The 22848-nt window shown below is 58.7% G+C and carries 16 protein-coding genes and 1 tRNA gene; 7 read left to right on the top strand and 10 right to left on the bottom strand.

Annotation, left to right across the window (positions count from 1 at the left end; genetic code table 11):
- Window positions 1-7: 7 nt before the first annotated feature.
- Entirely contained in the window at window positions 8-310 is a 303-nt protein-coding gene (locus OHL16_RS01355; RefSeq protein WP_263366206.1) for a KH domain-containing protein, read from the bottom strand.
- 282 nt (window positions 311-592) lie between these two features.
- Complete coding sequence (rpsP, locus tag OHL16_RS01350; protein ID WP_263366205.1) at window positions 593-844, bottom strand: 30S ribosomal protein S16; 252 nt, start codon at window positions 842-844, stop codon at window positions 593-595.
- A 328-nt stretch (window positions 845-1172) separates the two neighbouring features.
- On the opposite strand from rpsP, the gene pdxH reads away from it, so the two are divergent.
- Together pdxH and OHL16_RS01340 are read left to right on the top strand one after the other, a co-directional pair.
- A complete protein-coding gene (gene pdxH, locus OHL16_RS01345; RefSeq protein WP_263365276.1) occupies window positions 1173-1769 on the top strand; it encodes a pyridoxamine 5'-phosphate oxidase in 597 nt (198 codons plus the stop codon).
- 105 nt (window positions 1770-1874) lie between these two features.
- Window positions 1875-3071, top strand: coding sequence for a Gfo/Idh/MocA family protein (locus OHL16_RS01340; RefSeq protein WP_263365275.1), 1197 nt, complete (start codon window positions 1875-1877; stop codon window positions 3069-3071).
- Between the two features lie 214 nt (window positions 3072-3285).
- On the opposite strand, the gene OHL16_RS01335 is transcribed toward OHL16_RS01340, so the two are convergent.
- From OHL16_RS01335 to msrP, 3 genes are all read right to left on the bottom strand, one after another.
- A complete protein-coding gene (locus OHL16_RS01335; RefSeq protein ID WP_263365274.1) occupies window positions 3286-5412 on the bottom strand; it encodes a DUF1800 domain-containing protein in 2127 nt (708 codons plus the stop codon).
- 61 nt (window positions 5413-5473) lie between these two features.
- Window positions 5474-6181 (bottom strand): protein-methionine-sulfoxide reductase heme-binding subunit MsrQ, encoded by a 708-nt coding sequence (locus tag OHL16_RS01330; protein WP_263365273.1) that lies wholly within the window; start codon window positions 6179-6181, stop codon window positions 5474-5476.
- A gap of 56 nt (window positions 6182-6237) precedes the next feature.
- Window positions 6238-7227: a protein-methionine-sulfoxide reductase catalytic subunit MsrP gene (gene msrP / locus OHL16_RS01325; RefSeq protein ID WP_263365272.1), complete on the bottom strand. Its 990-nt coding sequence runs from the start codon at window positions 7225-7227 to the stop codon at window positions 6238-6240.
- A gap of 160 nt (window positions 7228-7387) precedes the next feature.
- On the opposite strand from msrP, the gene OHL16_RS01320 reads away from it, so the two are divergent.
- The 3 genes from OHL16_RS01320 to ligD all read left to right on the top strand — a co-directional run bounded on the left by OHL16_RS01320 (window position 7388) and on the right by ligD (window position 12055).
- Window positions 7388-8173, top strand: a complete 786-nt coding sequence (locus tag OHL16_RS01320) for a 2-keto-4-pentenoate hydratase (RefSeq protein ID WP_317891014.1) — start codon at window positions 7388-7390, stop codon at window positions 8171-8173.
- A 186-nt stretch (window positions 8174-8359) separates the two neighbouring features.
- The gene (gene ku, locus OHL16_RS01315) at window positions 8360-9301 is read left to right on the top strand and encodes a non-homologous end joining protein Ku (protein ID WP_263365271.1); all 942 of its coding nucleotides are present in this window, start codon (window positions 8360-8362) and stop codon (window positions 9299-9301) included.
- 36 nt (window positions 9302-9337) lie between these two features.
- Window positions 9338-12055, top strand: a complete 2718-nt coding sequence (gene ligD / locus OHL16_RS01310; protein ID WP_263365270.1) for a DNA ligase D — start codon at window positions 9338-9340, stop codon at window positions 12053-12055.
- Between the two features lie 13 nt (window positions 12056-12068).
- On the opposite strand, the gene OHL16_RS01305 is transcribed toward ligD, so the two are convergent.
- From OHL16_RS01305 to OHL16_RS01285, 5 genes are all read right to left on the bottom strand, one after another.
- Window positions 12069-12941 carry a dimethylarginine dimethylaminohydrolase family protein gene (locus OHL16_RS01305; RefSeq protein WP_263365269.1) on the bottom strand — a complete coding sequence of 291 codons (873 nt, stop codon included), beginning with the start codon at window positions 12939-12941 and terminating at the stop codon, window positions 12069-12071.
- Between the two features lie 128 nt (window positions 12942-13069).
- Window positions 13070-14200 carry a 4-hydroxyphenylpyruvate dioxygenase gene (gene hppD, locus OHL16_RS01300; protein WP_263365268.1) on the bottom strand — a complete coding sequence of 377 codons (1131 nt, stop codon included), beginning with the start codon at window positions 14198-14200 and terminating at the stop codon, window positions 13070-13072.
- Between the two features lie 68 nt (window positions 14201-14268).
- Complete coding sequence (fahA, locus tag OHL16_RS01295) at window positions 14269-15567, bottom strand: fumarylacetoacetase (protein WP_263365267.1); 1299 nt, start codon at window positions 15565-15567, stop codon at window positions 14269-14271.
- Window positions 15568-15670: 103 nt separating this feature from the next.
- Window positions 15671-18850: an efflux RND transporter permease subunit gene (locus OHL16_RS01290; RefSeq protein ID WP_263365266.1), complete on the bottom strand. Its 3180-nt coding sequence runs from the start codon at window positions 18848-18850 to the stop codon at window positions 15671-15673.
- 94 nt (window positions 18851-18944) lie between these two features.
- Window positions 18945-20039, bottom strand: coding sequence for an efflux RND transporter periplasmic adaptor subunit (locus OHL16_RS01285; RefSeq protein WP_263365265.1), 1095 nt, complete (start codon window positions 20037-20039; stop codon window positions 18945-18947).
- Window positions 20040-20640: 601 nt separating this feature from the next.
- Between OHL16_RS01285 and OHL16_RS01280 the strand changes: the two genes are divergently transcribed.
- Both OHL16_RS01280 and OHL16_RS01275 read left to right on the top strand, forming a co-directional pair.
- Window positions 20641-20718: transfer RNA gene (locus OHL16_RS01280), tRNA-Glu, on the top strand.
- 1105 nt (window positions 20719-21823) lie between these two features.
- Window positions 21824-22843, top strand: a complete 1020-nt coding sequence (locus OHL16_RS01275) for an efflux RND transporter periplasmic adaptor subunit (protein WP_263365264.1) — start codon at window positions 21824-21826, stop codon at window positions 22841-22843.
- The last annotated feature ends 5 nt before the right edge of the window (window positions 22844-22848 follow it).

The following is a 22848-nucleotide window of genomic DNA, read 5'->3' as shown; positions in this document are numbered from 1 at the left end:
CGCGAGATCATGGCTGCGAGGGAGGTTGGTTCTCTTCGACGATATCCAGCGCGAAGCGGTGCTTCATCTTCATGCTGGCTGCGGCGAGAATGGTCCGCAACGATCGGGCAGTTCTTCCCTGCTTTCCAATTACTTTGCCCACATCGCTCTGTGCAACATGAAGGCGCAGAACTGTACCTTCATTCTCATCGATCGCTTCAACTGAGACGCTCTCTGGATTGTCTACCAAGGCACAGGCGATCTCGGTTACGAGGTCCATCATGCTCTTCACGTAGTCGTTCCCGGTCGCTGCTTGCGTGGCCTGTACCATCACACATACCTCCTGGGAGTCACGATGCCGGCTCACGCTCAACCTTAGGCCTCGTCTAGAGCGAGATCTTTCAGGAGTGTGCTGAAACGAGCTTAGCAACGGTTCGGATAAAGCAGGGGCCCAAACCCGCATAGCTTTACCTATGCGACACCGAGTCTAATTCCCGATGGCGCAATATGCGAAGTTTACGTGAGCAGTTTGCAGGAAGCGATAGCTGGAATACGTCGCGTCAGTATATCTTTGGGAACCTGATGGCGTTCCCAAAGATACGCAAAGCAGTGACTAGGCGGCAGGTGCAGTCTCGACTGCGGGAGCCTTGGTGAGCAATTTGCCAACGCGCTCTGACAGCTGAGCCCCTTTGCTGGTCCAATAGTCGATCCGGTCGCGCTTCAACTCAACGGAAGCCGGGTTCGTGCGCGGGTTGTAGGTTCCCACGACCTCGACGGAACGGCCATTGCGTGCGCGATCCTTCTCAATTACGACGATACGGTAGTGGGGCTGCTTGCGCGCTCCAACGCGCGCCAAACGAATCATCAACACTTGGAATGCCTCTCAAAAACGATTTTAGATTTTCGGGGTGACATGACACGGACGTCCGCACCCGAATGGACAGGAGACCGTTGTAAGAACCCAACAACTAAGTATCGCGGAATTTGCAGGTTTTCGCAATGCAGTAGTCTGCCTTCCTGTAGAACGGGGTGAAGAAAAGGTGCAAGAAATACACGGTTACTATAGTTACCTTCTTCGAGAGCCTGGTCGATCAGAAATTGAGCTCTGTGTTACCTGGAATCTCCCCAAGACCGACGGCGAACTGGTCGCGGGTGGGACGGCAAGGAAGATCTGAACTCAGTAGACTTGTCGCATGAACGTGAAGGCGGTTGAAGCGGCAGCAGAACCGATTGCAGTGTTTCGCGATTGGCTTAAAGAGGCACGGAAGCAGGAGATCAATGATCCTAATGCCGCGGCACTGGCTACGGCGAGCCGTGACGGCGCTCCCAGCGTGCGCATGGTGCTGGTGAAGGGTGTTGATGACCGGGGGTTTAGCTTCTTCACCAATGCCCAGAGCCGTAAAGGCATTGAGCTCGCCGAAAACCCGCGGGCGGCTATGTGCTTCCATTGGAAGACGTTGCGGCGACAGGTGAGGGTTGAGGGTTCTGTGACGGAGCTGCCCCCCTCGGAGACGGACGCCTACTTCCATAGCCGATCACGGCAGAGCCAGCTTGGCGCAGCGGTCTCCAAACAGAGCCGGGTTCTGGGGAGCCCAGAGACCTTAGTGGCGATGGTGCGGGACCTGGAGGTCAGGACTCCCGGCGAGATTCAGCGTCCGGAGTGGTGGAAAGGCTACGTGCTCAAGCCCGAGCGCGTGGAGTTCTGGATCGATGGGAAGGACCGGCTTCATGACCGGATTCTGTTTGAGCGCAGCGGGACCGTGTGGATCAAGCATCGGCTGTATCCGTAGATCCTGAGGCGAGTCAACCGGCGCTTGTAACTGTTAACGAAACCCAAAAGTCACTGCAAGTTGATATAGTTCGGAGTGCAGAGAAATTGGCTGCAAGGAGAGAGCATGGCTTTTGAGACGTTTGGACGGCGGAACTTTTTGCGTGGCGTGGGTTCGGCGGGGTTGATGGCAGGGATGCCGGGGTTTGCAAGCATCGATCCCTCACGGATCGTGCATGAAGTGGCTGAGCCGGGGCAGGATGCGGACGCGAAGCCGAAGTACTCGATCAAGTTTGCCGTTTGCGGGATGAGCCATGACCACATCTATGGAATGGTGGGCGCGGTGCAGCGCGGCGGCGGAGTGTTGGTCGCGGCGTACGGAGCGGAGCCGGACAAGGTGGCCGCATTTGCAAAGAGATTTCCGGACGCAAAGATGGTGAAGTCGGAGGAAGAGATTCTGGACGATCCTTCGATTCAGCTGGTACTGAGCTCGACAGTCCCGAATGAGCGGGCTCCGCTGGGAATCAAGGTGATGAAGCGCGGCAAGGACTACCTGAGCGACAAACCAGGCGCGACGACGCTTGAGCAGATCGACGAGATTCGCAAGACGATTGCGGAGACGAAGCGGATTTACGCGATTCTCTACAGCGAGCGGCTGGAGGTGAAGGCCGCGGTGAAGGCGGGCGAGCTGGTTCAGGCAGGCGCGATCGGAAGAGTGATCCAGACAATTAACATCGCACCGCACCAGATCGTGCAGCATGGTGTGGACCCGTATGCGGGTGGCGCGGGAGGCAGGCCGGATTGGTTCTGGGAGCCGGTGAAGTATGGCGGGATTCTCTGCGATATCGGATCGCACCAGGTAGACCAGTTCCTCTTCTACACGGGCTCGAAGGAGGCCGAGGTCGTGGCCTCGCAGGTGGCGAATGTCGCGCACCCGCAGCGGCCAAAGTTCCAGGACTTTGGCGACATGATGCTAAGGGGCGACAGGGGCTTTGGCTATGTGCGGCTGGACTGGTTCACTCCTGACGGCCTCGGAACATGGGGCGATGGGAGGCTGTTCATCCTGGGGACCGAGGGCTATATCGAGGTCCGCAAGTACACCGATGTCGCGCGGTCGAAGCAGGGGAACAATCTGTTCATCGTAGACAAGAACCAGGCGCGGTATATCGACTGCAATAACGTGACGCTTCCCTTCGGTCCGCAGTTCGTCTCGGACATCGTGAACCGCACGCATACGGCTCAGGACCAGACGCAGTGTCTGCTGGCGGCTGAGCTTGTGGTGCGGGCGCAGATGAAGGCGACGCATGTGCAGTTGAAGGCATAGTTCGAAGAAGGGGCAGGACATGGTGGACGCCCAGAAGGTGTCTCTCGCGGCGGCAGGTTCTGAAGCCGCCGCGGGAGCCGCAGCACGAGCGGTTCAAGGATGACGATGCAGCGAACGCGGTGCTGCCCTGGCCGCAGCATATACGTTTGAACAGAGCAGCTGGGGTGTAGAAGGCCGAGGGGGGTGCTTCGCAGATGGGCGCGGATTCAATGCGCTAGCGGAGCTGGAATTCGGGGCTGCCCATGACGAGAGCTGTGATCAGATTGAGGATGTCGGTGGGTGGAGCGGTCGGTGTGGTGAGCTGCGTGATCTGTGCGTGGATGAGATCGTTGGTCTTTGGCGAGACGTCGCCGCCAACGAGCGAGGCCTCGAGGATGCGCAAGGCGAAGTCCTGACCGGAAGAGTTCGTGACGGGCACGGCTGAGGTGGAATCGGTGGTCAGTCGGGTCTCGGCGTAGCGAGACGCCGCGGGCGTTGTTGTGGCGGGCATCACGGTGGGTTGGCTCATCAGTCCGATGGCGAGGACGTGGGCGGAGTCAAACTTCTGATTCGCGAACTTGTTTCCCGTAAGCGCGTAGGCGAAGTTGAGGCGATCGACGAGCGCAGTGGAGTTCATCCAGTGGTCGGCCGTGATGTAGTAGCCGGTGGGCGGGAGCGCGAAATACAGCGGCATGCCCATGGTCTTGATGGTGTTGACTAGCGCGCCGGGGTTGGTGGGATCAGTCGCCGTTGTGCGGAAGGCCGAGGCGAGGAACTCCATGGGGGTTTTGACTTTGTTGCGGAAGTACTTTTTCGAGTTGAACTCGGGCGACTGAACGAGAGTGCGGAGGATAGCTTTAATCTCGCCATCGGTAGACATGTAGGTCGTGGCCATGCGATCGACGAGGGCGGGCGGCGGATCGTCGGCCACGAAGCGCTGGACGAGTTTGTAGCTGATGAAGTGCGCGGTCTTTGGGCTGGCCGCAAGGATGGTGAGGGCTTCGACGCCTTCGTCCATACCTGCGTTAGGCGATGAGAATGCCGAACCTGGGGCACCCGCAGTGGTGGCGACCCCGATGGTGTGACCGAACCATTGCTTCAGACCGGGCTCGTGGCGTTTGGCGTCGTATTGGAACGCGCCGGCAAGATTGGGGCGATCGACGGTCCAGCCAGTGAGGATGGCGGAGAGCGCGGTGACGTCGGCCTGTGTGTAGCCGCCGTTGACGCCGACGGTGTGCAGTTCCATCACTTCTCTGCCGTAGTTTTCGTTGAGGCCTCGGTTGCCCTTTTTGGAGTTCGGATTGGCCGTGTTGACGCCGTTGGCGAGCGAGTCGGGGCCGATGGAGAGCCAGTTGTCGAGGTAGACCATCATCGCCGGGCTTGTGGCGGTGGCAAGCAGCAGATCGCGAAACTTGCCGAGGGCGTGTTTACGGATAACGTCGCGCTCGTAGCTGGTGGTATACCACTGGTCGGAGTCTTTGCCGATGTAGATGTTGAAGTGATTGAACCAGAAGTCGGTCATGACCTCCTGAAGCTGGCGCTCGGAGAGGATGGATCGGAGAAACCTGGCCTGCGAGAGCTCGTTGATGATCTGGTACGAGGTTCCGACGCCGGACGACATCGCGTAGAAGGCTTCGCGCTCACGCGGGTTGAACTCGGAGAGCAGAAGATTGCGCTGGTCGCCGCTGACATACGACGTGAAGGCGACGCGGTCTTCGACGGGAAGCTTGATGAGCGCGGCCATGCGCTGATTCTTCGGCAGGCTGAAAAGATCGCCGGCGATGTGGGAGGCAGCGGTCTGGTCTAGTTTCTTCTGTTCGGCAACTTCAGCTTCGGTCAGCTGGGTGATGGCTGGAGTGCCGTCCGCGTTGATCTTTTTGCTTTCAATATCTTTCTTCAGCTTGAAGATCTGCACCTCGTAGACCGCAGCAAGGTTGGGGTCCGTGGGATAGGCGCGCTTGCCGTCCGCTACGGCCTGGAGGGTGCCGCGATCAGGAAAGACCGTAAGCGCCTGTTCGGGAGTCATGTTGAGGGTGGGGTAGTCGTTGAGGCGGCGGTTGAGGGCGTCGTCGTTGATTGCTCCGGGGCTGAGTTGCTGCTCGAACCAGTTGCCCGTACCCTGCGCGAGAACACGCTCGACCTCACCGGGACGAGGGCCGAAGGTGAAGCGGTTGAGAAGCTGAACCGCGCGCTCGCGCTCCGTGAGATGGGCGAACTTAGACTCTATTGGCGTTGTGGGGTGATGTGATCTTGCTGCCTTCGCGTGAGAGGACGACTTTGCCGCAGGCTGCATGGGTCCATCATCCTGCGCGTAAAGCGGAGTGAGGGCTGCGGCCAGAAGGAGGATGGCAGAGACGCGCATAAAGTCCTGTCCATATTAGACAGACTTTTGCGATGGGAAGTTGTGGTTTGCGATCGGATCGCTAATTTCTTGTTGGCTGGAGAGCTGGGACGGGCCTGCGGAGACGTTTGTATGCGCTATAGAGCGCTCGTGCCACCAGAAGCACGGTGAGGACGGCGGTGTCCTTCCAGGGAGTGCGGACGCCGGTCTTGACGAGCCACCAATAGTGGATCATCGCGGCGGCGCCAGCGACGTAGATGAGACGGTGGAGGCGTTGCCAGTTCTTGCCTCCCATGGCTCGCATGATGAAGGCTGGCGAGGTGACGGCGAGCGCCAGCAGGATGAGCCAGGCAACGAATCCGACCTGAATGAAGCGCCTCTTGAGGACGTCGCCCAGAATTGTGGGCCAGATCTGCTTCCACTCCTCGACAGCGATTCCGGGATGACCGGCGCGGATACCAGTCAGCACAGTGGGAAGATCGTAGCCGGAGAACAGAAAGATGTAGGTCGCAAGATGCAGCGACGCGTAAAAGAAGGCATAGAGGCCGATGAGCCTGCGAAACCGAATGAACCAGGCTATCTTTGGCGAGAGACGGCGCAGAGGCGTGATGATGAGGCAGGCAAGCAGGGTGTAGACGGCCCAGTCGCCGGTAAAGTGCGTGATGTAGTTGACGGGGTCGGGATTGAGCGCAAGGGCCCCGGAGGTATAGAAGTGCAGCAGCCAGACGAAAGGCAGCAGGCAGAGGACGTGCGTTAGAAATTTGAGGGCAATGATGGTAGATCGAGACATGGTCTTGACTGGTCGTGTCACCTGATGGATCGTTGAGCGTTGCTTCGCGGAAGACGTCAGTAGTATCTCTTGAGATCCATACCGTTGTAGAGGCTGGCGACCTGATCGCCGTACCCGTTGAACATCAGCGTTGGGACGGTGCGGGGGAAGGCGGAGCTGTCGATGCGGCGCTCGTGGGCCTGGCTCCAGCGGGGATGATCGACCTTCGGATTAACGTTGGAGTAGAAGCCATACTCATCGGCGTTGATCTGGTTCCACGTGGTCTTCGGCTGCTTGTCGGTGAAGTGAACCCGGACGATGGACTTGGCGTTCTTGAAGCCGTACTTCCATGGCATAACAACTCGGATGGGCGCGCCGTTCTGGTTGGGCAGCGTCTGTCCGTAGCAGCCAAAGGTCAGAAGCGCGAGCGGGTTCATGGCCTCGTCAAGGCGAAGCCCCTCGGTGTAAGGCCAGTCGTAGCCGCCTGGAAGGTCGGGCATCTGCTTGCGGTTAACATTGGAGACGAACTGAACATACTTGGCGCTGGGCAGCGGCTCGCAGAAGTTGATGAAATCGGAGAGCGAGTATCCGTCCCAGGGGATGACCATGGACCAGGCCTCGACACAGCGGTGACGGTAGACGCGGCTCTCGATGGGGCGATATTTGAGGATGCCGTCGACGTCGAGGGTGAGGGGCTTTTTGACCATGCCAGTGACCTGGACCGTCCAAGGGCGGGTCTGGAGGGTGTGGGCGTGCTTCGCCGGATCCCCCTTGTCGACGCCAAACTCGTAGAAGTTGTTGTAGTTCGTGGCCTTAGCAAAGGGGGTCTGGGTCTCGGACGTGGTGTACTTGCTTGGGACGGCCTGAAGCTGCTCGCCCGCGTGGACGGTCGTGGAAGGCATCAAGACTCCGGGGATCCGAGTGGCGGCGATTGCCCCGACCCCGACAACGGCAGCGCCCGTGAGCAGCCGGCGGCGATCCTGATTGAACTGCTCAAATGCGTGTTGCGGAGTGATCTCTGAGGAGCTGACCTTTGACTCAAGGCTTTCTGACTTGCGGAGAAGCATGAATGTAGTTCCCTCCTTTGTTGCCGCCGCGCGGCCTGTTCTCTATTGGATGGAGTACGCCCTTCGAAGGTAACAGAATCGCGGTAATTTTCCTGCAAATGACCGCGTTTCATGCAAATACACGAGACAGAGACCGTCAGGTTGGTGCAAACTGTCTGGCATGATGACCGGAGCGCGGAGAAAAGACCTGATCAATGCGGCGGATTTGTTGCTGGATGCTCGCAGGACAAACCGGCCGATTGTAGACCTCCCGAAGGAGGTTCGTCCGACAACACTCGAAGAAGCTTACTTCATCCAGGACCGGATGTCGTGGGCCTACGAGGCGATCGGAGGCTGGAAGGTTGGAGCTCCCACCCCCGACGCGACGCCATCGTTTGCGCCGATGCCCGCGGCGTGGATGTCGTGCAGCGGATGCGAACTGCGCGGGCTGATGCACCGGTACCGGGGAGTGGAGGCAGAGATCGCGTTCCACCTTGGCGCCGATCTGCCGCCACGCGAGACACCCTACTCACGCGAAGAGGTTGTTGCGGCGATTGCGAGTATGCACCCGGCGATTGAGATACTAGAGACGGCGCTAATCGATCCCTCGAAGGCCACAAAGCTGACGAACGTCGCTGATATGTCGTTGCATGGCGGCTTCGTTTACGGTGAGGCAGTTCCGAACTGGCTGAGCATCGACTTCACCAAAGAGTCGGTAACGCTGGCGGTCGATGGCTCGGTGCGCGTGGAGCGGACGGGTTCGAACACGGCAGGCGACCTGATGCGGCTGCTACCGTGGCTTGCCAACGAGGGAGCGAGCCGGACCGAAGGGTTGAAGAAAGGCGACTGGATCACGACGGGAAGCTGGACCGGGATAACGCAATGCTCCGCGGGATCGGCAGTCGAGATCCAGTTCTCGACCGCCGGACAGGCCTTTCTGCGTTTTGCCCAGATTCCACTACCCTAGATTCGCCTCAACCTGTTCAGAACGCCCGACATCTGCACCCACCTGCATTGGCAGGTTTGCTAACAACAATCTTGTCATCTATTCAGCCGAGGCGCCGTTCAGCGAAAATAAGGGCATCCCTGCAGGCAGGGTGCCGAATCTGATTTCTGAAAGACGGCTTTTTCAGCCGCTCGTGAGGTTACATCGATGGCACGCCCTTACTGGTCTGGTCACATCCAGATATCCCTTGTGTCGTTTGGAGTGAAGCTCTACGTAGCAACTGAGTCCAAGAGCGAGATCCGCTTCCACCAGGTCAGCCGAACGACCGGTGAGCGTGTGCGTCACCAGAAGGTGCTGGCCTCGGCTCTTGAGGACAATCCAGGCGAAGCAGCAAACCCCGTGGAGAAGGACGAAATCGTCAAAGGCTACGAGTACAGCAAAGGCCAGTACGTGATCATCGAGCCCAAGGAGCTTGAAGAGCTTCGCGTGCCCTCGAAGCATGCCATTGAGGTATCGCAGTTTGTCTCCCTCGATGAGCTGACGCCGAAGTACATGGAGAAGCCTTACTTTATCGTGCCGGAGGATGATGTGCAGGCAGAGGCGTTCGCTGTCGTTCGCGCCGCACTGAAGAAGACAAAGAAGGCAGCGCTGGGCAAGATTGCCTTTGGCGGGCGAGAGCATGTCTTCGCCGTCACCGCCGACGAGGACGACAAGCTGGGCGGCATGATGGGTTATACGATGCGCTATCAGGAGGAGCTGCGCGATCCAGCCGAGTACTTCAGAGAGGTCAAGAAGGCGGCGGTGAACGCGGACTCGCTGGAGCTGGCGATGGAGTTAATCAAGCGCAAGGCGGCGAAGTTCGATCCGGGTAGGTTCAAGGACGGCTATGAGGCCGCGGTGAAGGAACTCGTAGAGGCGAAGATCAAGCATCTTCCTGTTCCGAAGGATGAGGTATCTGCTCCGCGCCGCGCCCAGGTAGTGAACCTGATGGATGCTCTGCGCAAGAGTGTCGGCGGCAAAGAGGCGGAGGCAGCAGCCCCAGGCAAGAAGAAGCCCGCAGCTTCGGTAAAGGCAGAGGGAGCGAAGGCCGAAACGAAGAAGGGCATCTCGCTGGTGAAGTCTCCGACGAGCAAACGGAGGTCCGCGTAACAGGCCTTCGCCCGGAGCGAGGCGGAGGAATCGGCGATGGCGACAGCCAGGGCGGCGAAAAAGTCCTCAAAGAAGACGGCAGGGCGCGAAGCTTCGGAAGCTGCCGACGCTGTCGACGAGCAGCTTGAACGCTATCGCTCAATGCGGAACTTCGACGTGACGGCTGAGCCTAGTGGGGGTTCGTCCAAACGGCAGCGTAAAAGCGAAGGACTTCCCTTCTGTGTCCAGAAGCACGCAGCCTCGCATCTGCACTATGACTTCAGGCTGGGATGGAATGGGGTTCTAAAGAGCTGGGCAGTTGCGAAGGGGCCAAGCTACGTCGTCGCAGACAAGAGGCTCGCGGTGCAGGTGGAGGACCACCCCATCGAGTATGGAGGATTCGAGGGGATCATCCCGCGAGGGCAGTATGGCGGCGGCACAGTGATGCTGTGGGACCAGGGAACATGGGAGCCACAGCAAGGGCACACCGACATCGAAGCGGGACTGCACGACGGCAGCCTCAAATTTGTCCTGCACGGCACGAAGCTCAAGGGAAAGTGGGCGCTGATCCGGATGGGCGGCAAGTGGGCGAATGAGAAGAAGCCCAACTGGCTGCTGATCAAGGAGCATGACGACTTCGAACGCCGCCCCCATGATCCTCCCATCACAGAGGACGCCCCTGACTCCGCGATTACCGGAAGGACGATGGAGGAGATCGCCCGCAACGAAGACCATGTATGGAACTCAAAGGACACGGCGAAGGGTGGGAAGGCGTGGTTTCGTCAAGAGACGAAGGCTGCCACGCCCTCGGTAAGTCTGAACCTCGAGAAAAACCTGAAGGGGTTGCCCATAGAGGCGCAGCCGAAGTTTGTGCCTCCTGAACTGGCGAAGATGGCGACAGTGCCACCCTCGGGCAAAGGATGGCTGCACGAGCTGAAGCTGGACGGATACAGGATGCAGGCACGCAAAGATGGCGAGCGCGTGCAGATGCTGACACGCACCGGGTTCGACTGGACATCGCGGATGCGGGCGATCGCAAGCGAAGTGGGAAAGCTTCCCGTGGACAACGTAACTCTGGACGGCGAGGTTGTCGTGGTGAGGCCGGATGGGACGACAAGCTTCGCGGACCTGCAGGCCTCGATGCAGGAAGGTGCCCGGCATACGCTGACGTATTTCTGCTTCGATCTACTGCATGTTAATGGACGGAACACGAGGGGGCTTCCGTTACGTGAGCGGAAGAGGTTGCTGTCCGCGATTCTTGAGAACTCCGAGGTAGATACCCTTCGGGTGAGTGAGCATATGGAGCAGGGTGGGCCGGAGCTGTTAAAAGAGGCCTGCAAGCTGGGCGCGGAAGGAATCATCTCAAAGCGAGCCGATAGCCTCTACACCGCAGGTCGCGGTAGCGACTGGCTGAAGATGAAGTGCCTGCACGAACAGGAGCTTGTTGTCGGCGGCTACACTCTGCCGACGAGCGGGATTCATGGTGTGGGCGCGCTGGTGCTGGGCTACTACAAGGACGGCGACCTGATCTATGCAGGCCGTACCGGGACGGGGTTCACGCAGAAGACGCATAGCATGCTGCGCGACAGGCTGGAGAAGCTGGAACGAGCGACCAGCCCTTTCGCCAGCGTGCCTGACGATGCGCGGAAGGGCGTGCATTGGGTGAAGCCGGAGATAGTGGTGGAGGTACGATTCTCGACCTGGACTGCGGACAATCTTGTGCGACAGTCTGCGTTTCTTGGGGTTCGCGAGGACAAGCCTGCTGCTGAGGTCGTTCGCGAGACGGCCGGTCCGCAACCCAAGGAGGCGCGACACAGGAAGAAGGCATCCAAAGTGAGTGTGAAGGAGCTGATGCCCATGAGAGAGGATTGCGAGCATGCGCCTGTGCGGTTGACGCACCCGAGCAAGCTGCTCGATGCAGAGTCCGGCCTGACAAAACAGATGCTCGCTGACTATTACTGGGCAATCGCAGCGTGGATGTTGCCGCATCTCACCGGCAGACCGCTGAGCCTTGTGCGTTGCCCAGATGGCGCCGGGCATCCGTGCTTCTTTCAGAAGCATGTCACTGCAACTCTTCCTGAAGGAATCGGCGGTGTGGAGGTTGCCGACAAGAACGGCAAGGTTGAGCCTTACATCACACTGGATTCAGCAGAAGCGCTGGCGGGACTCGCGCAGATGGGTGTGCTCGAAGTCCACCCATGGGGGTCGCGCAACGACGATCTGGAGCGGCCTGACCGGTTGATCTTCGATCTCGATCCGGATGAGGCTTTGCCTTGGCGCAGAGTGACCGAGGCGGCGCTGGAGCTGAAGGATCGCCTGAAACAGATGGGGTTGGAGAACTTTGTGAAGACTACTGGCGGCAAGGGTCTGCACGTAGTCGTTCCGGTTGATCCCGAGATGGAATGGCCCGCAGCCAAAGAGTTTGCCCATAGCGTGGTACTTGGCATGGAGAAAGCAAGCCCTTCGCTGTACCTGACGAAGATGACGAAGGCGGCGCGGAAGGGAAAGATCTATCTCGACTACCTGAGAAACGAGCGAGGCGCAACGGCGGTAGCGGCCTATTCTCCGCGGGCCCGGCTTGGGGCTGCGGTGTCAATGCCGTTGAGCTGGGATGAGTTGAAGGCAGCTGACGAACGCCCTGTGTTTCGAGCAGCAGACTTTCCTAAGTGGAAGACACGACTAAAGAAAGACCCGTGGAAAGAGATTGAGCGCGTGCGGCAACGCGTGCGCCTGGAACCCGAAACTGGCGCCGGCCGTCTGCGGGCCAGCGCCTGATCTCTGAACGTCGTCAGCGCTCTATTTGTGGACCCAGGCGCATGACGAGGCACTTCGCCGCGCCTCCTGCCTTGAGGAACTCGCTGAGTGTTATCTGGATGACCTCGAAGCCCTTAGTCTGAAGCTCTGCGACCAGTTCCCTGCTGATGTCGTTGACCAGGATTGTGCGATCAATGTTGATGGCGTTGCATGCGAAGCGAACCGCATCGGCCTCGGAGACGACGATGCGCTTCTCCGACGGATAGAAGGCTTCGATCTTCACAAGCGAGGGCGCGTCGAAGGCCTGCGGATAGTACATGACGAAGCCATCTTCGAGCGGCGCGAAGCAGGTGTCGAGGTGATAAAAGCGCGGATCGACGAGATGAAGCGCAATGACTTCGACTCCCCAGGCGCGCACGAGATGAGTATGGCTCGCCATTACGCTACGCGGGCCGTGAGCGGCCCAGAGGCGTGTGCCCTCAGAGGAGAACAGCGCGTCCCCCTCGCCCTCAAAGGGGATCTCGCGCGGCACCTCGAGAACGTTGTAGCCGGATGACTGAAACCAGGAGCGGAAGTGGTGCTCTTCGGCCTGGCGCTCAGGATGAAAGAAGCCGCTGAGGACGACTGTGCCGTTGCGTTCGAGGCCGGCATTGGCAGTAAAGACCATGTCGGGCGATCCGGACTGCGGCTGGATCAATTCAACGTCGGCGATCGCGGTGAGTTCACGATAGAGATGGTTCCACTGCTCGATGGCGCGCTCTCGTGAGCTCAAGTGGACGTTGCCGCTCATCCACGGATTGATGACGTAATCGACGTCATAGAGTGTCGGCGGGCACATGAGGTATGTCCGGCGAGCGGTAACAAGAGGAGGAAGCGCAGAGGTGATTTCGATGGGCCGCGTGCTCATACTGGGGGTCTCCATGATGAGCTTGACCCATCGATAGAACCCGCGTCAATGCTAATGATTATGCACTATATGAGTGCATAATCATGCATCGAGCGCGGGCTCTGGAGTGTCACACCGAACGTGAAGAATCAAAGGTTGCCGCGAAGCGCCTGTTCCCTTTCGATTGCTTCAAAGAGCGCCTTGAAGTTGCCCTTGCCGAAGCTGCGCGATCCCTTGCGCTGGATGATCTCGAAGAAGACCGTGGGGCGGTCTTCAACTGGGCGCGTGAAGATCTGTAGCATGTAACCCTCGTTGTCGCGGTCAACGAGGATGCCAAGACGCTCAAGCTCTTCGATGGGCTCGTCGATGCGCCCGACCCGGTTCTGCAGCTCGGTGTAGTAGGCATGGGGGATCGTCAGGAAGTCGACTCCCTGCTGCTGCATCTTCGAGACAGTGGAGAGAATGTCGGCCGTGGCGAGCGCAATGTGCTGCACGCCGGGCCCCTGGTAGAAGTCGAGGTACTCTTCGATCTGCGATTTGCGGCGGCCTTCTGCGGGCTCATTGATGGGAAATTTGACGTATCCATTGCCGTTGGCCATGACTTTCGACATAAGCGCGGAATACTCCGTGGAGATGTCATTGTCATCAAAGTGCTGGTAGAGCGAGAAGCCCATGACGCGAGAATAAAAGTCGACCCATTCGTTCATGGAGTGCCAGCCGACGTTGCCCACCATGTGGTCGATGTGAAGCAGGCCAACAGGACGCGCGACAATATCCTGTTCAACGGGGCGATAGCCGGGAAAGAACGGGCCGTTGTAGTGGCTGCGATCGACGAAAGTGTGGATAGTGTCGCCGTAGACAGCGATGCTTGAGGTGGTAACGCTGCCGTGTTCGTCGGAGAACTCTGTCGGCTCCTGGACGCTGCGTGCGCCGCGGCTGGTGGTTTCGATCCAGGCCTGACGGGCGTCATCGACCCAGAGCGCAATGGCATGTACTCCGTCGCCATGCGTGTGGACGTGGCGTGCGATGGCGCTGTCAGCACGAAGGGCCGTGGTGAGGACAAAGCGGACCTTGCCCTGCTGCAGGACGTAAGACGCGCGATCGCGAAGGCCTGTCTCGGGACCAGCGTAGGCGACAAGAGTCATGCCCAGGGCGGCCCGATAGAAGTAAGCGGATTGGCGCGCGTTGCCGACGTAGAACTCGACGTGGTCGGTACCCTTGAGCGGAAGAAAGTCTGTTGTGGGGAGTTGCGTGTTCTGAACTGTCGCGTGTGTTGCCATGGGGAGATCTCCAGTGCTGTTTTACCAGGGAAGAGGATATGCCGCCGACGATAGCGTTGGCTAGTGGATTAGTGGCGGGCTGGAAGGATCGTTGCCCGGCAATCCCCGAGCCCAATTCGGGGCTGTCCGGGAACTTCGCCGTAGCCGCTGAGGATGATCTCGTCGCCGTCTTCGAGGAAGGCGCGCATCTCGCCGGTAGGCAGCTTTAGGGGCTCTGCACCGTTGCGCGTGAGTTCGAGCAGGCAGCCGGCAGAGGAGACGGCTGGGCCCGAGATTGTTCCCGTGGCGAGAATATCGCCGACCTGAAGGTTGCAGCCATTGCTGGTGTGATGTGCAACGAACTGCGCGGGAGTCCAGTAAAGATCGCGCGTGCTGCTCTGGCTGATCCTGAACGGAGCAAGTCCGTTCTCTCGAGAGATCTGTGTAGAGAGGAAGACCTCAAACTGGAGGTCGAGGGCTCCTTGTCGTTGATCGACTGCATTGCGCAGATACGGGAGAGGGCGTGGATCGCCCTTAGGGCGCGACGCCGCGGGTGCACGAAAAGGCTCAAGCGCGGCCATGGGGGTGACCCAGGGCGAGAGGGTCGTTGCGAAGTTCTTGCCGAGGAAAGGGCCCAGGGGTTGATACTCCCATGCCTGGATATCGCGCGCTGACCAGTCATTGAGCAGGCTGACGCCGAAGAGATGTTCCGCGGCGCGGGCGATGGGGACAGGCGTGCCGAGCGGGTTGGACTGGCCAACGTAGAAGGCAAGCTCGAGTTCGAAGTCGAGCGTCCTCGAAGGGCCGAAGCTCGGCTCTTTACCCGGATGAGAAGGTCGCGTCTGTCCGTGCGGGCGTAACACGGGTGCGCCGCTGGGCACGACGGATGAGGCGCGTCCGTGGTAGCCAATCGGGACGTGTTTGTAGTTCGGGAGAAGCGGGCTGTCTGGGCGAAACAGGCTGCCTACGCGGGTTGCGTGATGGATAGAGGCATAGAAGTCGGTGTAGTTGGGAATCTCAACGGGTTTGTAAAGCGTTGCACCAGCGATGGAATGGAGGGCCTCTTCGACGCGCGCGCGCTTAGCGGGTTTCGCTGAATTATGGAGAAGGTCCGTAAGGGTCTGGCGCAGCAATGTCCACTCGCGAGGGCCAAGAGACATGAGCGGATTCAGGACGGGTGCTTTGCATGGGGCAACTAGCGAAGCTGGAAGAAGGCCGGATTCAGCGCAGTGGTGAAGGTCTAGCAGGTGCGCGCCGATAGCGACGCAGAGGTGGCGCTGGCCGTCGGCTTCAAAGGCTCCATAGGGAAGATGCGTCAGGGGGAAACTCGTGGCGGGATCATTGGCCTCAGGGAGCCAGCTTTTGTGCGCAACGCTTCGCTTGGCCATGCGGAATGATAGCTCCATTTTGGAGAGAGAGCGAGACTCGCGGCTCTTCCCTTCCCTTGCGATTGTGTTCGCAAAGGAAGAGAAGAGCGTCGCTGAGAGCAGACTAGTGAGTCAGTTGCTGTTCTACGGGTGCTACCGCCTCAGGCTCTTCGCAACCTACAGGAAGCGGCTTCGGCCTGCTGGAAATCCGCACCAGGATGCCTTTGACCACGACGTACAGTACTGGAATGAAGAAGAGGTTGAGGAACGTGGAGAGCACCATGCCGCCGACGATTGCCGTACCGACCGAGTGACGGCCAAGCGCACCGGCGCCGGAGGCGAAATAGAGCGGCATCACGCCGAGGATGAAGGCGATCGACGTCATCAGGATGGGGCGGAGGCGCAGCTCTGCCGCGATGACGGCTGCCTCGACGACGCCCTTGCCATGTTCAATCTGCTGCTCGGCGAACTCGACGATGAGGATGGAGTTCTTGGCCGACAGACCGATCAGCATGACGAGGCCGATCTGCACGTAGACGTCGTCAACCATGCCTCGCGCAGAGACCAGGCCAAGGGCGCCGAGCACGGCCATCGGCACAGCGAGCAGGATGATGAACGGCAGGATGAAGCTCTCATATTGCGCCGAGAGTGTGAGATAGACAACGAGCAGGCCGAGACCGAAGATGATGACCGCCTTGCCAGCCGATTCGACCTCTTCCAGGGCGAGGCCGGTCCAGGAGTACATCATGCCCTGGATCTTGTTCTTCTCGAAGAGCTGCTGCATCTTCTCGAGGCCCTGGCCGGAACTGAGCCCCGGAGCGGCGGCACCGTCGATCTCTGCGGCACGGAAGATGTTGTAGTGGTAGATGACCTGCGGGCCCGAAGTCTCCGTGATGGTAACGAGGTTGTCGAGCGGAATCAACTGACCACTGTCGGAGCGGACGTAGAACTGCCGCATGTCCTTGGAGGTGCGGCGGAAGCTCTGATCGGCCTGCACGTAGACGCGATAGGAGCGGTTGTTGAAGTCGAAGTCGTTGACGTAACTGGAACCCATGTAAGTGCTGAGCGCGGCGTTGATCTGCGCCAGCGGGACACCGATACTCTTGGCCTTCTCGCGGTCGATTGCAACGAATAACTGCGGATCATTTGAAGTGTACGGGGTGTAGAGGCCGACGAGGCCAGAGCGGGGATCTCGGCTCTGTCCCACCATCGTGTGCGCGACGCGGTCGATGTCGCCGAACGTGTTGCGGCCCTGGTCCTGCAGCATAAATTGGAAGCCGCCAACCGAGCCAATGCCCTGAATGGCTGGTGGCTCAAAGGCTGCGACGATGCCTCCTGGAACTTGGAAGAGCTTGGGCGCGATCTTAGCGACGATATCGTGCGCCGAGTGACCAGGCCCTTTCTTTTTGCGCTCGTCGATGGGCTTGAGCGGAGCAAAGATGATGCCGGCGTTCGGTGAGCTTCCGCCAGTGAGGGAGAAGCCCATGACCGAGAAGGTGCCGAAGACGTCTTCGTCTTGCTGGATGATCGCGGCCGCGCGGTCGGCAACCTCAGTTGTGTAGGCCAACGATGCACCTGGCGGCGTCTGCACGATGTTGATGAAGTAGTTCTGATCCTCGGAGGGGACGAAGGCCGTCGGCACGTGGTTGTACATGTAGACCGTTCCTGCCAGTCCGGCGACGAAGAGCACCAGCATAATGACACGGAGCTTGACCACGTGTGTGACCAGATAGGCGTACCACTTGATGACCTTCTGAAGACCCTTCTCAAACAGGCCGAGCGGACCGCCATGCTGCCGCTCCTGACGAAGGAGGATGGCAGCGAGCGCAGGGGACAAGGTAAGCGCGTTGAAGGCAGAAATGGCGATGGAGAACGCAATCGTAAGCGAGAACTGCTTATAGAGAATTCCGGTGGTTCCGGGGAAGAAGCTGACTGGGATGAAGACGGAGATAAGCACGAGCGATGTGGCGATGACAGCGCTGGTGACCTCGGCCATGGCCTCGGACGTAGCCCGACGGCTGTCGCAATGCTCCTCGTGAATGTGACGCTGGACATTCTCGATGACGACGATGGCATCGTCGACAACGAGGCCCGTCGCGAGCGTGATGCCGAACATCGTGAGTGAATTGACTGAAAAGCCGAAGATCTTGACGAAGGCAAAGGTGCCGATGAGGGAGACTGGAATGGTCACAGCCGGGATGACCGTTGCACGCCAGTCCTGCAGGAAGAAGAAGATGACGACGATCACGATGATGATGGCTTCGATGATCGTCTGGACCACCTCTTTGATGGAATCACCTACGACAGTAGTGGTGTCGAAGGCGATGACATACTCGAGGCCAGGCGGAAAGGATTTCGCCAGATCTCTGAGAACCGCTTTGCACTGCTTGTCGACCTCAAGCGCGTTGGCGTTCGAGAGCTGCTGCACGCCGAGACCGACGGCGTCACCGCCGGAGAACTTGAGGCTGGTGTCGTAGTTCTCCGCTCCGACCTCGGCGCGCCCGACGTCCCTAAGCAGAACGAGTCCGCCGTAGTTCGGCGAGTTCTTGAGAATGATGTTCTCAAACTGGCGCGGGTCGGAAAGACGGCCGACGACTCGGACGGCCATCTGATAACTCTGCTTCGAGTCTGAAGGAGGACGGCCTAGCTGGCCGGCGGCGATCTCCACGTTCTGCTCAGAGAGCGCGTTCGTGACGTCGAGGGCAGTGAGGCCACGGGCGGCCAGACGCGAGGGGTCTAGCCAGATGCGCATGGCGTACTTGCGCTCGCCAAAGATAAGGACGTCGCCGACGCCAGGAACGCGCTTGAGTGCGTCCTTGACGTAGACATCAAGATAGTTGGAGATGAAAGCCTGGGAGTAGCGCTTATCGCGCGAGAAGACGCCGGCCGCAAAGACGAAGTTGCTGTTCGCCTTAGTGATGGTGATGCCGGTGGTATTGACCGTGGCAGGCAAGCGGCCCTGTGCGGAGGCCACACGGTTCTGCACATCGACCGCTGCGATCGAGAGATCGTAGCCAGTGCGGAACGTGATCGTGATCGAGGATGTACCGTCGTTCGAGCTCGTGGAGCTCATGTAACGCATTCCCTCGACGCCGTTGATTGCCGTCTCCAGTGGGATCGTAACGGCCGACTCGACGATCTGCGAATTGGCGCCGATGTAGTTGCTGGTGACAACAACCTGCGGCGGAGCAAGCTGCGGATAGAGGGAGATCGGCAGCGTCGGGATGCAGACCGCTCCGGCAAGGATGATAAGCAACGCGCATACCGTAGCGAAGATCGGGCGATGAATGAAGAAGTCTACCAATTGAACCTCTGGCCGGGACAAACAGTCCAACGGAGAAACACGAGATTGTGCGGCGCACGTTACGCCGCAGAAATGTTATCCGCTCCGTACGCCGCTAACTAAGCGGCTGAACGGGTACACCGTCCTGCAGAAACTGTAGACCTGAGAGGATGACCCGGTCATCCGACTTAAGGCCGCTGATTACGGGATAATCGTTGCCAACGGTCTCGCCGAGTGTAACGGGAACCTGATGCGCGACGTATCCATCCCCCTTGCGCTGAGCAACGTAGACGAAGGTCTGGCCGCCGATCAGCGTGACTGCAAGGACAGGAACCACAGGGGCGGGCTCGGTGGTCCAAGTAATGCGAGCACGTACAAGCTGCGCGTTACGAAGCACTTCGGCTGAGCGTGGAATCTTTGCCTTAGCGAGGATGCTCTGAAGGCCATTGTCTACCTGCGGCGAGAGGAAGCTGATCGTCGACTTCGCCAAAACCTTGCCGCCGGCATCAAGCAACTCGACGGCAAGCCCGGTGCGGACCTGGCTCGCCCGCTCTGTGGGGATGTAGATGTAGGCTTCGAGGTCAGCGATATCGTCAACGGTCGTAAGCACAGTGCCGGACGAGACGTAGTCCCCGACGTGGACCGGGACATCGCCGACGATTCCGTTGAATGGGGCGCAAATCTGGTAGTAACGCAACTGCTCCTTCTCCGAGTTGGTCAGCGCGGCGTTAGCTTCATAGTCGGCCTTGGAGTTCTCGTAGGCCTGAATCGCCTGATCGTATGCATCGCGAGAGACGACCCCGGCCTCGAAGAGCTTGCGCTGCCGCTCGACTTGAATCTGGTTATAGTCGTAGAGGGCTTTCTTCTGGGCCTGAGTCCCTTTCTGCGACTGCACGGTCGCCGCCTGCTTGAGCGGATCGATCTGCATGAGAATCTGACCGGCTTTCACGGCGTCACCTGACTTGACGTAGATACGGGTGATATTGCCGTCGACCTGTGGCTGCATGGTAGCCGAGCGGCGGCTCTTGATCGTCGAAACATACGTATCGGAGCGCGGAACAGGACTCAGCGCAACCTCAGCGACTTTGACTGGCATCGCCTGCATAGGCGGAGCGGGCGGCTGCGCCTGCTTACATCCAACAGCCAGAACCAACAAAACCGCGGAGCTTAGAAGCGGCATCACTCGACGGGCACTCATATTGACAGACACGATGGGTCTCCTTCAGCGGGCACAATTCCGACGTATTGCAATCCCTTTGCCAGGTGGGACGAGCATCACAGGGGCAAGATTCGCAAAGTATCGACTCAAAAACAACAAGTTACAGACAGGTTCCCTCTTAGATGCCTTACCCCAAGGAAGGTTTCGGATTAATGCGAGGAAACACAACTTCGTGGTCTGACCGGGGGCGAGACCTTCGAGGCGGATGTCGGGCGCCCTACGCGTCCGCTCCGGTGTCTTGCGAAAACGAGAAGGGATTGAAGTCTTCGAAGCGGTCGAAGGCGTCGTACTGCTCAGCCTTTTTCAGCCAATTGATGACAAGGTAAGTCAATGGAGTAGCACATACTTCATAGCCAACCTTAAGTGCATAGCCTGTTGCAATTATATTCCCCAGCGTCGCAGCGGGGCCCGATCAGACAGACCTTCTGTGCGATGAGATTCGAGACGAGCAGGACGACAACAAAATCGTGGTGAGAACATCGAGATACTTATTAAGTATGCCCTCACCGTAGAAGCTGCACGAAATTTTGACTGCAGGTATCCTATTGTTGGCGCGAAAGTGTGGTGGTGCGGCTTTTTGCGCTCGCAAAGCGTCCCTGTCGTCTAGCCCGGCCCAGGACACCGCCCTTTCACGGCGATAACACGGGTTCGAATCCCGTCGGGGACGCCAAATATAATCAATTACTTAGCGTTGAAATACGTTTGCAGAGAAAACCCTTTGGTGACGCTATGGTGACGCCAGGGGCTTATTTTCGCCCTTTATTAGCCCACTTGCCCATGGAGCGTACGGCTCGCATACGCGAAGCGCAAGGATTAATTAGGAAGAAGCGGCAGAGCGGTGCGGGCTGCATCGGACGTATTGCATTACAGTAGGCACACAGTGTGGAGTGAGGAACGTCGAAACCTGCCCCGCGTACAGGCAGTGGTGTTGGGCTCTCCCTCAAGCGGAGACTCAGGCCGCCAACTTGCCCGAATAGGGAGGTCTGGCGGCCTGGATGGCAAAGAGGCACGCAATAGTATGCAAAATCAATAGTATTCAGACCGCCAGTCTGTTTTTCATAAAGAAGGGCGGTTTGGCGGCCTGTGGAATCTCTCCAACGGTTGGACTTCGTTGTCGTCGCTCCCATCTGCTAAGGAACCTGAAGAACTCGCCCGTCCACAGCCTAAGCGGGTAGGTTTGCAGGTGTAGGCGGGAGGGCACGTGCGACAGCAGACACTAATCATAGGAGGCCGAGCGCTCGCAACGTTGGTCTTTGTCGCTTTAAGAATCAATCACTTCCAATGACAGCACAAGGAATGACCCGGAAATGACTGGGGATGAATTTACTTATTATTCCGCCAACCGTTATTAATGGACTAAGATTGACTGCCTTGAAAAAAAAGGAGTCCCATATGAGTGACGCAATCATTCCGGCTGACGACCTCAAACGGCGGCTTGTCATCGCCAATGCTGAGGAGACCTTGCGGGTGGGACGAGAGTATTGCCCCATCAAGTCTAACGAACGCTGACTGAATTCCCATTCCAGCCGGTGGTTCGCCACTCGCTTTTGCATCGCTGAAGTTGCAATGGCAAAGGGGGTTCCATGTGGGGTCAATCATCCTGTTCTAACCACACGCTCTTCCAAGCGGAGCACAACGACGGTGCCGATTCCCTGGCAATGATCTGTCGCAGGAATCGATGGCTCTCTTGTTTATTGGTAGGCCTTCTCCTGGTTTCTGAAGCCTGTGGAAACAAGAGGGTCTCCGGAGCACCTGCCCCGCCTCCAACCGTCCAGGTGGTTGAGGTCGCTCAACGTGATGTCCCGGTCTATGAGGAATGGATTGCAACGCTGGATGGCTTTGTAAACGCTGTCATCCAACCGCAAGTCTCGGGATACCTCATTCACCAGAATTACCGTGAAGGCGAGTTGGTCCGCAAAAACGACGTGCTTTTCAAAATCGATCCGCGTCCTTTTCAGGCGATCCTCGATCAAGCGAAGGCACAGCTTGCGCAAGCGGAAGCACAACAGGGGAAAACGCAGCTCGACGTGCAACGCGATACCCCTCTGGCGAAAGAGCAGGCAATCGCCCAGAGCCAACTCGATAACGACACACAGGCGAACCTGGCGGCGAAAGCGCTCATCCAAGCGGACAAGGCGGCTATCGAACAGGCAGAAATCAATCTTGAGTTCACGAACGTACGCTCGCTCGTCGACGGCGTCGCCGGAATCGCTCAAGGACAGGTGGGAAATCTGGTTAGCCCACAAGCCGTCCTGACCACCGTCTCACAACTCGACCCCATTAAGGCTTATTTCGTTGCCAGTGAGCAGCAGTACCTCGCTTTTGTTCAGCGCAATCCTACGGCCGCATCGCGAGAAAAATCTGCAAGCGAGCTCGTACTGGAACTTGTCCTGGCTGATGGTTCGACCTACCCGAAAAAAGGAAAATTCTATGCTGCCGATCGCCAGGTCGATGCACAAACAGGAGCTATCCGTCTGTGTGGGATCTTTCCTAATCCCGAAAACGCCCTGCGCCCTGGTCAATACGGTCGGGTGCGCTTCGTCAGCTATATCAGACCGGCAGCGCTGCTGGTGCCGCAAAAGGCAGTCACGGAACTCCAGGGTATGTATCAGGTGGCGGTCGTCGGTAGTGACAATAAGGTCAGCATTAGGACGGTGCAGGTGGGAGAGCGGAGCGGCCCCATGTGGATTATTGAGCAAGGAGTCAAGCCGGGAGAGCGAGTCGTGGTCGAAGGCCTCCAAAAAGTCAGAGACGGCATGCCGGTAAAGATTGCGACTGCTACGGCTTCGATGTAGCCAAT

It is taken from the genome of Edaphobacter bradus, from assembly GCF_025685645.1.
Classification (GTDB): domain Bacteria; phylum Acidobacteriota; class Terriglobia; order Terriglobales; family Acidobacteriaceae; genus Edaphobacter; species Edaphobacter bradus.
Note: the sequence above shows the minus strand (reverse complement) of the source record. Positions and strands in the feature narration are given on the sequence as shown.